The 12,458-nt window shown below is 69.0% G+C and carries 15 protein-coding genes and 3 pseudogenes; 7 read left to right on the forward strand and 11 right to left on the reverse strand.

From position 1 onward, the window contains the following. Positions 1–25: 25 nt before the first annotated feature. On the reverse strand, positions 26–1,444 hold the full coding sequence (gene rox, locus AB0J95_RS12420) for a rifampin monooxygenase (protein ID WP_364756275.1): 1,419 nt from the start codon (positions 1,442–1,444) through the stop codon (positions 26–28). Positions 1,445–1,661: 217 nt separating this feature from the next. On the opposite strand from rox, the gene AB0J95_RS12425 reads away from it, so the two are divergent. After that, positions 1,662–1,838 carry a hypothetical protein gene (locus AB0J95_RS12425; RefSeq protein ID WP_364756278.1) on the forward strand — a complete coding sequence of 59 codons (177 nt, stop codon included), beginning with the start codon at positions 1,662–1,664 and terminating at the stop codon, positions 1,836–1,838. A gap of 40 nt (positions 1,839–1,878) precedes the next feature. Here AB0J95_RS12425 and AB0J95_RS12430 read toward each other — a convergent pair whose 3' ends face one another. After that, positions 1,879–2,589 (reverse strand): siderophore-interacting protein, encoded by a 711-nt coding sequence (locus AB0J95_RS12430; protein WP_364756281.1) that lies wholly within the window; start codon positions 2,587–2,589, stop codon positions 1,879–1,881. Between the two features lie 98 nt (positions 2,590–2,687). Here AB0J95_RS12430 and AB0J95_RS12435 point away from each other — a divergent pair, with 98 nt between their 5' ends. Continuing rightward, positions 2,688–3,074: a MerR family transcriptional regulator gene (locus tag AB0J95_RS12435; protein WP_364756284.1), complete on the forward strand. Its 387-nt coding sequence runs from the start codon at positions 2,688–2,690 to the stop codon at positions 3,072–3,074. Between the two features lie 8 nt (positions 3,075–3,082). Here the strand turns inward: AB0J95_RS12435 and AB0J95_RS12440 are convergent. Then, a pseudogene (locus AB0J95_RS12440) lies at positions 3,083–3,388 on the reverse strand (transposase); the annotation flags it as partial. A 3-nt stretch (positions 3,389–3,391) separates the two neighbouring features. Between AB0J95_RS12440 and AB0J95_RS12445 the strand changes: the two are divergent. Continuing rightward, the gene (locus tag AB0J95_RS12445; protein ID WP_364756286.1) at positions 3,392–4,282 is read left to right on the forward strand and encodes a transposase; all 891 of its coding nucleotides are present in this window, start codon (positions 3,392–3,394) and stop codon (positions 4,280–4,282) included. A gap of 21 nt (positions 4,283–4,303) precedes the next feature. Here the strand turns inward: AB0J95_RS12445 and AB0J95_RS12450 are convergent. The 3 genes and pseudogenes from AB0J95_RS12450 to AB0J95_RS12460 form a co-directional block, all read right to left on the reverse strand. Continuing rightward, a pseudogene (locus AB0J95_RS12450) lies at positions 4,304–4,651 on the reverse strand (transposase); the annotation flags it as partial. Between the two features lie 47 nt (positions 4,652–4,698). After that, the gene (locus AB0J95_RS12455; RefSeq protein WP_364756289.1) at positions 4,699–5,853 is read right to left on the reverse strand and encodes a hypothetical protein; all 1,155 of its coding nucleotides are present in this window, start codon (positions 5,851–5,853) and stop codon (positions 4,699–4,701) included. Beyond that, a complete protein-coding gene (locus AB0J95_RS12460) occupies positions 5,850–6,581 on the reverse strand; it encodes a type 1 glutamine amidotransferase (RefSeq protein WP_364756291.1) in 732 nt (243 codons plus the stop codon). The genes AB0J95_RS12455 and AB0J95_RS12460 overlap by 4 nt, the downstream gene beginning before the upstream one ends. A 386-nt stretch (positions 6,582–6,967) precedes the next feature. On the opposite strand from AB0J95_RS12460, the pseudogene AB0J95_RS12465 reads away from it, so the two are divergent. Then, positions 6,968–7,093, forward strand: a pseudogene (locus AB0J95_RS12465) (IS5/IS1182 family transposase); the annotation flags it as partial. A gap of 9 nt (positions 7,094–7,102) precedes the next feature. Here the strand turns inward: AB0J95_RS12465 and AB0J95_RS12470 are convergent. Together AB0J95_RS12470 and AB0J95_RS12475 are read right to left on the reverse strand one after the other, a co-directional pair. Next, complete coding sequence (locus AB0J95_RS12470) at positions 7,103–7,672, reverse strand: GNAT family N-acetyltransferase (RefSeq protein WP_364756294.1); 570 nt, start codon at positions 7,670–7,672, stop codon at positions 7,103–7,105. A 2-nt stretch (positions 7,673–7,674) separates the two neighbouring features. Continuing rightward, positions 7,675–8,340 (reverse strand): alpha/beta hydrolase, encoded by a 666-nt coding sequence (locus AB0J95_RS12475; RefSeq protein WP_364756296.1) that lies wholly within the window; start codon positions 8,338–8,340, stop codon positions 7,675–7,677. 71 nt (positions 8,341–8,411) lie between these two features. Here AB0J95_RS12475 and AB0J95_RS12480 point away from each other — a divergent pair, with 71 nt between their 5' ends. Together AB0J95_RS12480 and AB0J95_RS12485 are read left to right on the forward strand one after the other, a co-directional pair. Continuing rightward, positions 8,412–9,371 carry a WYL domain-containing protein gene (locus tag AB0J95_RS12480; protein WP_364756298.1) on the forward strand — a complete coding sequence of 320 codons (960 nt, stop codon included), beginning with the start codon at positions 8,412–8,414 and terminating at the stop codon, positions 9,369–9,371. Continuing rightward, the gene (locus AB0J95_RS12485) at positions 9,364–9,948 is read left to right on the forward strand and encodes a class I SAM-dependent methyltransferase (RefSeq protein ID WP_364756301.1); all 585 of its coding nucleotides are present in this window, start codon (positions 9,364–9,366) and stop codon (positions 9,946–9,948) included. The genes AB0J95_RS12480 and AB0J95_RS12485 overlap by 8 nt, the downstream gene beginning before the upstream one ends. On the opposite strand, the gene AB0J95_RS12490 is transcribed toward AB0J95_RS12485, so the two are convergent. Then, positions 9,949–10,353 carry a PGPGW domain-containing protein gene (locus AB0J95_RS12490; protein ID WP_364756303.1) on the reverse strand — a complete coding sequence of 135 codons (405 nt, stop codon included), beginning with the start codon at positions 10,351–10,353 and terminating at the stop codon, positions 9,949–9,951. A gap of 56 nt (positions 10,354–10,409) precedes the next feature. On the opposite strand from AB0J95_RS12490, the gene AB0J95_RS12495 reads away from it, so the two are divergent. Beyond that, positions 10,410–11,123, forward strand: a complete 714-nt coding sequence (locus AB0J95_RS12495; RefSeq protein ID WP_364756306.1) for a nucleotidyltransferase domain-containing protein — start codon at positions 10,410–10,412, stop codon at positions 11,121–11,123. Positions 11,124–11,138: 15 nt separating this feature from the next. On the opposite strand, the gene AB0J95_RS12500 is transcribed toward AB0J95_RS12495, so the two are convergent. Beyond that, complete coding sequence (locus tag AB0J95_RS12500) at positions 11,139–12,071, reverse strand: hypothetical protein (RefSeq protein ID WP_364756308.1); 933 nt, start codon at positions 12,069–12,071, stop codon at positions 11,139–11,141. 1 nt (position 12,072) lies between these two features. Next, a complete protein-coding gene (locus tag AB0J95_RS12505; RefSeq protein ID WP_364756311.1) occupies positions 12,073–12,453 on the reverse strand; it encodes a hypothetical protein in 381 nt (126 codons plus the stop codon). Positions 12,454–12,458 lie beyond the last annotated feature (5 nt).

A 12,458-nucleotide genomic window follows, 5' to 3' on the forward strand; every position in this document is an offset into this window, starting at 1 on the left:
CGAGAGCACCGGCCGCACCCGGACGTCAGCTAGCCGCGCCGAACCACCTCTGTAGGTGACCGACGAGGTCTTGCTGGTCGTCACCGGCCCACGCAACGTAACCATCCGGCCGCACCAGCACCGCGGGCACGTCCAGCTCCTCGCTGACGTCGACGACGTGGTCGACCCGGTCGGCCCAGCCCTCGATCGACAGCCTGCCGGTCTGGTCGAGCAGCAGGCCGCGGCCGCCGTACATCAGCTCGTAGAGGCGGCCGTGCTTCAGCTCGACGTCCCGCAGCCGCCGTCCGAGCAGCTCATGGCCCTCGCCGAGGTCGTAGCGCACGCCGAGTGCCGTGACCTTCTCGACCAGGTACCGGGTCACCTCCGGGAAGTCCATCAACTCGGACAGGAGTTTCCGGGCCGCCTGCGGACCCGGTTCGAGCAGCATCAGCTCCATCTGCGCGCGGGTGTTGTCCAGCACGGCGGCGGCCACGGGCTGACGCTCGTTCTGGTAGCTGTCCAGCAGGTCCTCCGGTGCCCAGCCCGCGATGGCGGCGGCGAGTTTCCAGCCGAGGTTGAACGCGTCCTGGATGCCCAGGTTGAGGCCCTGCCCGCCGACCGGTGGGTGGATGTGCGCCGCGTCACCGGCCAGCAGCACCCGGCCTTCCCGGTAGCGCTCGGCCAGCCGGGTGGCGTCGCCGAACCTGGACAGCCACCGCGGCGAGTGCACGCCGAAGTCGGTGCCCGCGGTCGCCACCAGCTGTTGTTTGAACTCCTCGAAGGTCGGCGCCGCGCGGTCCTCGGCCACCGTCGCGGCGGGAACGCCGCCGCGGTACACCCCGTCACCGAGGGGCATGAAACCGAACCGGAGCTGGGTCTTGCGGACCTCGGTCATGATGGCCACCAGCTCGTCGTGCGGCATGGCCACCGACATTTCACCCAATAGTGTGTCGTTCCGGCTGGGTTCGCCCGGGAAGGCGATACCCAGCAGCTTGCGCACGGTACTGCGGCCACCGTCGCAGCCCACCAGGTAGCGCGAGCGAAGCTGCGTACCGTCGGACAGCTCAGCGGTCACCCCGTCGTCGTCCTGGCTCAGCTCGACCAGCTCACACCCGTGCCGGATCTCCGCCCCGGCCTCGGCGGCGTGCTCGGCCAGCAGCCGGTCGGTGATGTTCTGCATCACACCGAGGGCATACGGATGCGTGGTGTCCAGCTCGGGCGCGGGCTTGGTGATCCCCGCGAAGAACCCGTTGAGCGGGTACTTCGGGCCGTGCGGGAGGAACCGGTCCAGCAGGCCACGCTGGTCCAGAATCTCGATGCTGCGCACGTGCAGGCCGGTCGCGCGGACCACCGGCGTCGGCTCCAGGTCCCGCTCCACGACGACCACATCCACGCCATGCAGCCGCAACTCGGCCGCCAGCATCATCCCGGTCGGCCCACCGCCGGCAATGACCACGTCAGCCACGAAATCCCCCAACTGTCGATCCAAAGGCACTACAAGTTCCCCATTTCCCCGAAGACTGGCTTCGGCCGACGAAGTGTGCGGCATACCCGGGGTCTTGCCACAAGCCCCCCAGTGCGCTATAAGTTGAAGAAGAGGGCAGGAAACAGCAGTTTCCTGCCTTTCGCGTACCCCGGCAAATCCGTCGACGTCCAGGCAGGATCGCCGCGAGAATCCGGCCGTGCTTCCTGTTCTGTGGCTGTGCGGGCTGCCCGGGGTCGGCAAGTCGACCATTGGGTTCGGGGTCTACCAACGGATTCTGGAGTTCACGCTGTGCCAGATCGGCACCGTCCAGATCGACGCCGACGGTAAAACCGTTGAGCAGACCGCAGATGCCGTCCTCGGCGTGTGGCGTTGAGCCCTCGGGAGGCCGCGGCGAGTCCTGTCCATGATGGACTTCAGTCCATGCCGCGCTTCCCGGGTGCCCAGAACGGCTTGACGATGGCCGTTTTCCTTGGCCAGCCGCGATCGCGGACGAGGTGGCGGCGGACCGCTTGGCAGGTCCGGGCTTCGCCGGCGATGTAGGCGACACCTGGTTCCGCCGGGAGATCGAGCGCCTCCAGAGCAGTGGTCAGCGGTTCGGCGTCGCGGTACACCCACGTCAGCTCGCGGGGGAGCGGCAGGCGGTCGTCGGGGCCGTTGGCTTCGAGGAGCCCGAAAACGCGGGCCGAGGCAGGCAGCGCCCGGAGCATCGCGCCGAACGCCACGGCGGCGGTCTCGTCGCCGACGAAAAGCTGATATGGCGCGTCGTCGTGGATGACGAGCCGTCCCTCGGGGCGCGTGAACGCGACCTCTTGCCCGACAGTGACATCGCGGGCCCACCGGGCGCCGGGGCCGCCCTCGGGGTGGTCCAGGATGCACAGGTCAAGGCGGCCGTCGCCGGCGTAGTCCCACACCGAGTAGGTGCGCAGGGCGTTGCCGAAGTTCGGGAACAGGTCGCCGACCTGGAGCCGCACGTGCTGTCCGGGGACCCAGGCCAGGCCGCGCACGGACTCGCCGGTGATCCGGATCCGGCGCATCCTCGGCGTGAGGTCGTCGACGGCCTCGACCGTGCCGCGGCACAGGAACCGGTCCAGGAGGCGGCGGACGGGGGTCGCGGGGGTGGTCATCGGGCGGCCGCTCCTGGGGTGTCCAACGGTGGTGCGGCAAGTCTGGCAGGCGGCTGATCTTGGTTGCTCATCGCGCCACCGTGCCCGTTAATGTGCACATGAAGTCAAGCACCATCGGCGAGGTCGCCGACCGGTTCGGCCTGGCCACGCATGTGTTGCGGCACTGGGAAAGCATGGGTCTGCTCAACCCGAGGCGGGACGCGGGCGGGCAGCGCCGCTACGACCGGGCCGACCTCGAGCGCGTGGCGATGGTCCTGATGGGCAAGGAAGCCGGCCTCGGCCTACGCCACCTGCGCGAACTGCTGTCCACCCCCAACCCGATGGACCGCGCCGACCTCCTGCGCGACCACATCACCGTGCTGGAACGCCGGATCGCCCAAGCCCAGGCCGCGAAGGATCTCGTCGAGCACGCCCTGTCCTGCCCCGCACCCTTCGACGAATGCCCCCACGCCCGCGCCCAGATCGCCAAACGCATCCCGGCTTAGAGGGTGTCTCATGTGGTGAGTTTGCGGAGTTTCTTGAAGCAGGTGATGGTGGCGGCGAGGGTGAGGAAGGCGCAGTAGAAGTTGGCGTGGCGTTCGTAACGGATGCATAGTCTGCGGTAGCCGAACAGTCAGGCGATCGTGCGTTCGATGATCCAGCGGTGGCGGCCGAGTTTGTGGCTGGATTCGATGCCCTTGCGGGCAATGCGCACTGTGATGCCCTGGTCGCGGACCCAGCGTCGGAGATCGACGTGGTCGTAGGCCTTGTCGCCGTGCAGCTTGCCGGGTCTGCCGCTGCGGACGCGCACACGCTGGCCGATATGGTGCGCACCGACGCTCACCAACTGCGCCCGGTTGCCGGCGACAGTGCCGAGGCCGAGGCGGTCAAGGTTGTCGCCCGCGCGCACAAGACACTGATCTGGGAACGCACGCGACACACTCAGCGGCTGCGTCACCAGCTGCGGGAGTACTTTCCGGCCGCGCTGCAGGCATTCGAGGACCTGGCGGCCACCGACACTCTGTTGTTGCTGGGCAAGGCCCCGGATCCGGCGTCGGCGGCTCGGCTGACGACCGCACAGATCAGCACGGCCCTCAAGCGCGCTCGCCGACGCAACATCGCGGAGAAAGCCGCCGCGATTCAGGCTGCTTTGCGCGGTGAGCACCTGGGCCAGCCCGCGATCGTCACGGCGGCCTACGCCGCGTCAGTCCGTGCCCAGATCGCCGTCCTGACCGCACTCAACGAACAGGTCAAGATCATGCAGGGGCAGGTGGAGACCCATTTTGGGCGGCACCCGGACGCTGAGATCATCCTGTCCCAGCCAGGATTGGGTATGATCCTCGGCGCCCGGGTGCTCGCCGAGTTCGGCGATGATCCCAAGCGCTACGCCTCGGCCAAGGCCCACAAGAACTATGCCGGCACCAGCCCGATCACCCGCCAGTCTGGCAAGAAGAAGACCGTGCTGGCCCGCTACGTACACCAAGACCGGCTCGTGGATGCCCTGAATTGGCAGGCGTTCGCCGCGCTCAGCGTCTCGCCGGGCGCACGGGCCTACTATGACCAGCTCCGTGCCCGCGGCGCCGGACACGCCGGCGCGCTACGCCAGTTAACCAACCGGCTCGTCGGAATCCTGCACGGCTGTCTGTCCTCCCGGACGATCTACGACGAAGCAACAGCCTGGTCACACCATGCTGCAATCACAGCCGCCGCTTGACTTTCAAGCGCATGGGATGTCTTTTTTGGCCCGCACCGACGCTCCGTCCAAGACTGCTCGCGACCAGTCGATCAAGCCTCGGCTGCCCAGTTCGTCCAGCACCGCGCGGTGCAGCCGGCGCCACAGGCCGGCCTTGGTCCACTCGGTGAACCGCCGATGCGCCGTGGGCACGGTGACACCGAACGACGGCGGCAGCAGCCGCCAGGTACAACCACTGGTAAGTACGAATACGATCGCCATGAACACCGCACGATCATCGACCGGTGTCGTCCCGCCACCCTGCGGACGCTGGACGAAGCCGGGGATCAACGGCTCTGTCAATGTCCACAACTCGTTCGGCACCAACCGCCGTGATAACTCGTCAACCACGACGCATGATCATGACAGACCATGATCAACCCACGTGAGACACGCTCTTAGATGTCGACCACACGCCGATAGGGCGCACGCTGCTCCGCAGTCACCGTGACACGGTCGGTGATCAGCAACCGGCCCCGTCCCGTCGGGCACGCGTTGTACTGGTCCAGCGTGCCGATGGCGATGTCCGCAGTCGCGTAGTCGTCCGGCAGGCGGCCCGTGGCGAACCCGTCCAGGTCGGCGAACACGGTCTGGAACATCTTGACGACGGTGTCCACTTCCTGGTCGGGCATGACTATGTGCACGCCCTCGCCGGGCGTGCCCTTGGTCTTGCTGGGCGCGTACACGCTGGCCACCAGGAGCATCGACAGGTACCGGTCCATGCCGCTCAGCAACGGCAGCATGTCGTATTTGCCGTCGCACGTGGCGAACGCGGCCAGCGCTGGCCGGTCTTCCAGCTCGACGCCGAGTCTGTTCTTGATGATCCCCTTCAGCACGCCGAACAAGTCTGCAATGGTGTTCGGGTCGAAGTCGGTGAAGCGCAGCCGCTGCGTCTCCGGCGTGAAGTGCACGCGGGCCATGCCGCTCGCGGCCCAGCCCTTGGCGATCGGCTCGGTCACATCGCGCAGACCGCGGACCGGTCCGCCGTTCAGCGCGGTGGTGACCACGACTGCGATCGTGGCGTAACTGTCGATCGCCTTCATCGTGCGTTCGCCCAATCCGCCGACCGCCCAGGTGAAGGGGAGGCTGGTGCCCACGGGGGTGAAGGTGACGGTCAGGCGTTTGCCGTCCAGGGTCGCGATGAGTGTCTCCGGCGGCATGACCGACGGTACGAGCGTGGCGGACAGGCCGCTGTTCCAGTACATGTCCAGGGAGGTGATTCGCCAGCCGTTTCCCGTCGTTTCGATCTGGACCGTTTCGCATGACGGGTTGACCACGAAGAACACCGGGGACTGCTCTTCGAGCAGCAACGCGCTGCACCGCCACGACTTGTGCAGGCTGGTCTGGAGCGGGCCGTAGCAGCCTGGCTTCAGGCATTTCCGGTGATGCAGGGCCACTGTCGTCAGCTCGCCCTCGCTGTGGACTGCGAGCGTCGGTTCGCGTCCGCGGAACGGTCCGCCGCAGGTTTGGCAGTCCAGTGGGTGGAGATGGTGCTCCAGCTCGGCGAGCAGGTCACGGCCGAGCATTTTCCTGATCCGCGCGTTGGTTTTCATACCAGGGGCAGGGTCGGGCGGGCCTGGTCGGCCAAGACCAGGTCACCGGCGGCGAGCTTGACGAAGCGGTCCGCGAAGGGCTGCCAGGCTTCGGCGATGTCGGCATGGGCGGCGTCCAGCCTGGTCTCGTCGAGTTCACCCGCGATGTCCGGCACCATTCCAGCCCAGTTCTGGACGATCTCGGTTGTGGTCTCGATGTGGAACTGGAGGCCGTAGCCGCAGCCGTTGATGCGGAACGCCTGGTTCGGGTACTTGTGCGACGACGCCATCAGTTCGGCGCCCGACGGGAGGCGGTCGATCGCGTCGTCGTGGAAGTGCATCACGTTCAACACCATCGGCATCTGCCCGGACAACGGGTCCACCCAGGCGACATCCCGCTTCGCCACCAACGCCGGCCCCACCTCGGGCCCTTCCCCGCCCACCACAACCCGCCCACCAGTCGCCGCCGCAAGCAATTGCCCGCCAAGACACACTCCCAAGGTCGGCATCCGGTGGCCCACCGCACTCGCGAGCAGCTGCCGCACGTCCTTGAGCCACGGGTGCTCGGCGTCGTCCAACGCCCCCATCGCACCGCCCAGGCAGACCACTCCTTGGTAGTCGCCGAGTTCCGGGAGGGGTTCAGCGAAGGGGCGGACTACGTGAAGTTCCGCGCCGGCGGTCGTCAGCCAGTCGCCGAGGTTGGCGGCCGGGTCCGAGTCATCCGGCTGGACCACAAACATGCGGGTCATACGTCCACGTTAGGACCCCGGTCAGGCCCGGCTGCAGTGGGCTGGCGTTTCCAGTACGTGGGGGTACCGGCGGATGGAGAGCATCCTGTCCGGCCCGGACACGGGTGCGTCTTCGTGAATGTGTGGTCTTCGGCTGCGTCTGGGGTTGGCCAGTAGAAGCGGTATTCGGCTGGAGTCTTCGATTGGCCATGGCCAACCGGCGGCGCAAAACCCCTGTGGTCTGCACCTCCTGCCACGGCTACAGCCACAGACAGCCAATCGCACCGCTCACGCAGTAATCACTGGAGAGCCGGATGATCGGGAAACCATCATGTCCGGTTCGACGGGAGGCCGCGCGGAAAAGGACGAGCCCAAGACTGGCACCTCGCTGCGCGGCCGACCCATCCGCGTGGCTGTTCGGCTGTCACCGGCTCAGCATCCGCTATGAACGCTACGCCAACCACTTCTGTGCCTTCCTCACCCTCGCCGCCACACTCACCTGCTACCAGAAACTCCGCAAAGCAACCACATGAGACACGCTCTTAGGCCGTCGGATCGAGCACGCGGCTGACGATCCATGCGTGTTTGCCGACCTGCCGCACGCGCGTGAAACCGAGGTCCTCGAACAACTCCACGGTCCCGGTGAACAAGAACCGGCCCTGCGCCTCGCGGCCGCCGGTCACCTCGGAGATCGCCTCGACGAGACCGCCGCCGGCCTCGGCGATCTGGGTGAGCGCGCCTTCGAGGGCGGCGCGGGCGATGCCCTGGCCGCGGTGTCTGGGGTCGACGTAGAAGCAGGTGATCCGCCAGTCCGGGCGGGGCGGGGCGTCTTTGTCGTACTCGCGGCGGTGTTTGATGCGGGTCAGTTCGTCGGGACTGCCGTATTGGCACCAGCCCTGGGCCGCGCCGTTCTCGTCGAGCACGAGCGCGGCGTGGGCTTGGCCGGTGTGGACCCGTTGCTGTTTCCACTCCCGGCGTTTGGAGCTTCGCTGGTTGCCTTCGGGGTGGAAGCCCATGCACCAGCAGCCGCCGAAGATCCCGTTGTTGCGTTCGACCAGTTCCGCGAACGCGGGCCACGTCGAATCGGTGAGCGCCTCGGTTGTGTACGCCATGGTCAGGCCGCCGCGGCGAGGAACTGGGCGAGTTCGGCCGGTTTGGTGTGCATGGGCCAGTGGCCGGAGTCGATGTCGACGAAGTCCACGTGCCTGGCGCGCGCGAGCTCGGGCACCTCACCCTCGTTGATCCACTCCTTGGCCTGGGCGGGACCGAACTCGGGACACACCACCACGACCGGGACGTCGAACCGGCGCTCGTCGGTCAGCCGCACGACCCCCCTCGCCACGCCTTCGGGAACGGGAATCGCGGCCGCGGCGAAGGCGTCCCGGGTCTCCGAGTCGAGGTCAGCGGAGTCCGGCCCTTCGAAAGCGCCCCACCCGGGGAACGGCATGACACCGTTTCGAATCTCGAAGAAGTCGGCGTAGGGCTTCCCGTCGGACGACGGGAAACCGCCGATGAGCACGGTTTTCGAGACCTTCGATGGGCGGGCGTCCGCGGCCAGCCACGCCAGGGTGCAGGCGGCCGAGTGCCCGACCACCATCGGTCGCCCCGAAGCCGCGTCCACCGCGGCGAGCACGGCCGCGACCTGGTCGTCCAGCGTGGTGGAGGGCCCAGCGGGGAGAGTGACCGGGACGGGACGGTGGCCGAGCGAGCGCAGCGAGGCGGCGACGTCGTCCCACGCGGACCCGTCGAGCCACAGGCCGCCGATGAGCAGGATGTCCATGGCCCACCACGCTAGAGCCAATTCCGGACGGTCCGCTTCCGGAACCTCGAAAGATCTCCTAGCCTGCCCTCGTGCCGAACGAGGTCAGCCCCACCGCACGGGCACTGCGCACCCTGGAGATCCTGCAGGCCAGACCGGGGACAACAGCCGACCAGCTCGCCGAAAAACTCGGCGTCACCGAGCGGGCCGCCCGCCGGTATGTCGGGATCCTCCGGGAGGCCGGCATCCAGGTCGAGTCGGCTCGCGGGCCCCATGGCGGATACCGGCTGCGGCGCGGCACCAGGCTGCCGCCGGTCGTGTTCACCCAGACGGAGGCGTTGAACCTGGTCATGGCCGTGCTCGACGGCCAAGCGGGCGACGAGTCGGTCGGCGCGGCGCTCGGCAAGGTCATCCAGGCGCTGCCCGAGAACGTCGGCCGTCAGGCGGCCGCGCTGCGCGACCACGCCTCGGCCGCGCCCGACCGGAACCTGGCCCGCCCCGAACCGGCCACCACCAGCGCACTCGTCAGCGCCGTCGCGGCCCGGCACCGGGTCGTGATCACCTACCGAAGCCAGGCGGACAACCAGTGGGAGGCCGAGGTCGACCCGTGGGCCGTCGTGACCCGCCACGGCCGCTGGTACCTGCTCTGCCACTCCCACCGCGCCAACGGGATCCGCACCTACCGGATCGACCGGGTCCGCGCGGTCCGGCAGACCACGCACGAGTTCGTCCCGCCCGACGACCTCGACCCGGTCGCGGCGCTGGAGCAGAACCTGGGCAGCGGCTGGGAGTTCCCTACCCGCGTGGTGTTCGACGCGCCGCTGGCCAAGGTCGAACCCTGGATCCGACCGCCGATGGGACGGCTGCGGGCAGCGGAGCAGGGCTGCGTGCTCACCGGGAGCACGAGTAACCCGGCGATGTACGCCCAGGAGTGGTTGACGACCGTGCCGTTCCCGTTCCGGGTCGAAGGCGGGGAGGAACTGCGGGCCGCGGTCGCGGAGGTCGCCGCGCGGTTCGCCGCGGCCCTGGAGGAGGATTCCCGTCGTGGATGAGACTGTGCTGGCAGTGATCGACGAGGTGACCGCGGCCGCGGCGCGGCACGACGCCACGCAGGCCGACCGGCTGGACCGGTGGCGGGTGCTGGAGCCGGAGGCCGGGCGGTTCCTGTGGTTCCTGGTGCGGTCCATCCAGGCCAAGTCCATTGTGGAGATCGGCACATCCCGTGGTGTGTCAACGCTTTTCCTGGCGGACGCGGCACGGGCCGTGGGCGGGCGTGTGCTGAGCTTCGATGTTGACGCCGCCGCTCAGGACGACGCGCGCGAAACCGTGCGAAGAGCTGGCTTGGCCGACTACGTCGAGTTCCGGCTGGGGGACGGCGGCGCCGCGCTGGCCGAGATCGGCACGGGCGAAGTCGATCTGCTGTTCCTGGACGCCGAACGTACCGAGTACCCGTCGTGGTGGCCGCATCCGGTCCGGGTACTGCGCCAGGGCGGCGTTCTCGCGGCCGACAACGCCTTGTCCCACGCCGAGGAGATCGCGCCATTGGGCGAGCTCCTGCACCAGGACCCGGAACTGGTGGTCACCACGATCGCCGTGGGCAAAGGGGAACTCGTCGCGCTCCGGCGGTGATCACCGGTCGGCGGCGACCTTGCGGTAGCTCCAGACCAGCAGCCCCAGCAGGATGATCCCGGACAGGATCAGGCTGGAACCGGTGCTCCAGCCCGGGAACGGCAGCCAGTCGAACAGCCGCAACCCCCACGCGATCCCGGCCGCGATCAGGGCGAGGCCGCACAACACCGCCACGGCGATCCGCCACCACGAGGACACGCTCTCCCGCATGGCTTTCATCGCCCGGTCGCGCACCGGGTCCAGGTAGCGTTCGAGCGCGGGGAACTGGAACGCGAGCATCCACAACCCGGCGAGCACGAGCAGCAAACCCGGCCCGGGCAGCACCAGCAGCGCGATGCCTGCCAACAGCACCACGGCCCCGACCACTGCCAACGTTGCGTGCTTCACTCGATTTCCGGACGCCATAGTCCCAATATCGTGCCTTACCCGCGCCGATCCCGCTGTTCGTGTTGAATGGGGGAGTGACCTCGGTACCTGCCGTCGCGGAGTTCGGCAGGCGGCTGACGGAACTCGGCTGGGTCACCGAGCTGTACGTCGGCGGATCCCTGGCGACCGGCGACTACGTGCCCGGCGTCAGCGATCTCGACCTGGTGGCGCTGACCGACGGTCCGGTTGACACGTCCCGGCAGGCGGCTCTCACGGCGCTGCACCAGGAACTGGACGAGGGCGCCGCCTCCGGCCTCGACCTCGGCTGCGTTTACGTTGAGACAGCGAAACTCGCTGACACCGCGATGAAGCACCCCACGTGGACACACGGAAGGCTTGTGCGGCGCATCCTTTCGGGCATCAGCCGCGCCGAGTTGGTACGCCACGGGTACGCCGTCTTCGGCCGCCCGCCGGAGTCCGTCCTGCCCCCGATGACCGGCGATGACATCCGCGCCGCCGCCCGCGCCGAACTCACCGGCTACTGGACGTGGGCCGCCCGCCGCCCCCACCTGTGGCTCGATCCCACCATCGCCGACCTCGGACTCACCTCCATGGCGCGCGGCCGCCACGCCCTGCGGCACGGCGCCCTGCTCACCAAAACCCAAGCCGTCGGCCAGGCACACGCCCCTGCCTGGCTCATCGACCACCTCCGCGCCCGCCGTCAGGGCCGGAACGTCACCTCACCCCGCTTGCGCACCGCCCTGATCGCGTGGTGGGACGCCGTCCGAACCACCTCACGCGCCCGTTAGGACCGTCCACGGTGGTCACTGGTTTCGTAGCAGGGTGGTCAGCGCCCAACCGGTCTCGCGGGTGAGCGGGCCCTCGTGCGGCAGGCCGAGGTCTTGGGCCAGTCCGGCGCTGCGCATCCGGACGGTGGCGTCGATCAGCAGTGCGTAGGTGTCGGTCGCGGCGCGGCCGCGTCGCCAGGCGGTGAGCATCACGACCACGGCGACCAGCAGGCACGGCCACCAGAACGCCCCGACGACGAGGTACAACAGTCCCCAGCCGGCCAGCGTGGTGGCCCGGTCGAGTGATTCGCGCGCGGCGGTGATCTCGGACCGGGTGGTGTCCGGGGCGGCGAGCCAGAGGTATGGCCACACGACCGCGAGGTCCAGGTCCAGCTCGTCGGCCAGCCTCGTGGAGACGCCGTTGAGCCGGTCGCCCATCCAGGTCGGGCGCTCGGGCGCGCCGGCCGAGATGCGGGACACCGGGCGGTAGGCCGCGGCCAGACTGGGTGTCTCGGCCCGCGTGCCGTCCGTCCACGCGAGAGCACGCGCTGCCGCGACCTCCTCGCGGATCCGTTGGTACTCCTCCATTGCGTGGTCCCACCGCACCCGGCGGCGCCGGGTCAACGCACCGGCGGCCTGCCACAGCGGGGGCGGCCAGTTCTGCCAGTCCACAGCGAGCCAAAGGCGTTGCGCCACTGCGCCCAGAGCCTGGGCGGCCAGCCCGCACGCGGCCGCGGCCAGCAGAAACCCGATCAGCAGAACGATAATCAGGCCGGCCGCGGAGGGCGCGTTCGCCGCGGTCGTCGCCTGGCTGAGCCGGTCGGTCAGGCGACGCGGCTCGAAGGGATGACCGTGGCCCAGCACCACCGCGGTGATCATGGCCGCCAGGTAGAGCGCACCCGGCAGGACCAGAACGCTGAGCCAGCGTTCGGCGAGTTTCTTGCCGAGCTCGGTGAGCAGTCCGCCCATGTCAGCGCAGCCGTTCCCGCGCCATCGGCGTGCCGTCGATCCCGCAGACCGGCGTGCCGCCCGCGCCCGGCCAGCGGTACCGGGTGCATCGCCGGTGCGGGCAGAGGAAGACGACCTCGACCGGCGCCGGCCGGGCCACCCCGGCCGGCCGCAGGGCCGAACGCCCCGGATCGCCGTACACGCCGAGCACGTCACCGTTCGCCTGCAGGATCTTGTGCAGCCGGTCGAGGGGCTCGGTGACGTCCTCACCGGCGCGCACGGCCGCCAGCACCCGTTCGACCGGCGAGGTGTCGCCCAGTTCGGCGAGCAGCTCCTGGATGTCGGCCACGTGCTCGCAGACGTAGCCGACCGCGGCCGCCGTCCGTCCGGCCCCTTCGGTCACCGCCC

Source organism: Actinocrispum sp. NPDC049592 (genome assembly GCF_040675465.1).
In the GTDB taxonomy this organism is placed as follows: Bacteria; Actinomycetota; Actinomycetes; order Mycobacteriales; family Pseudonocardiaceae; genus Kibdelosporangium.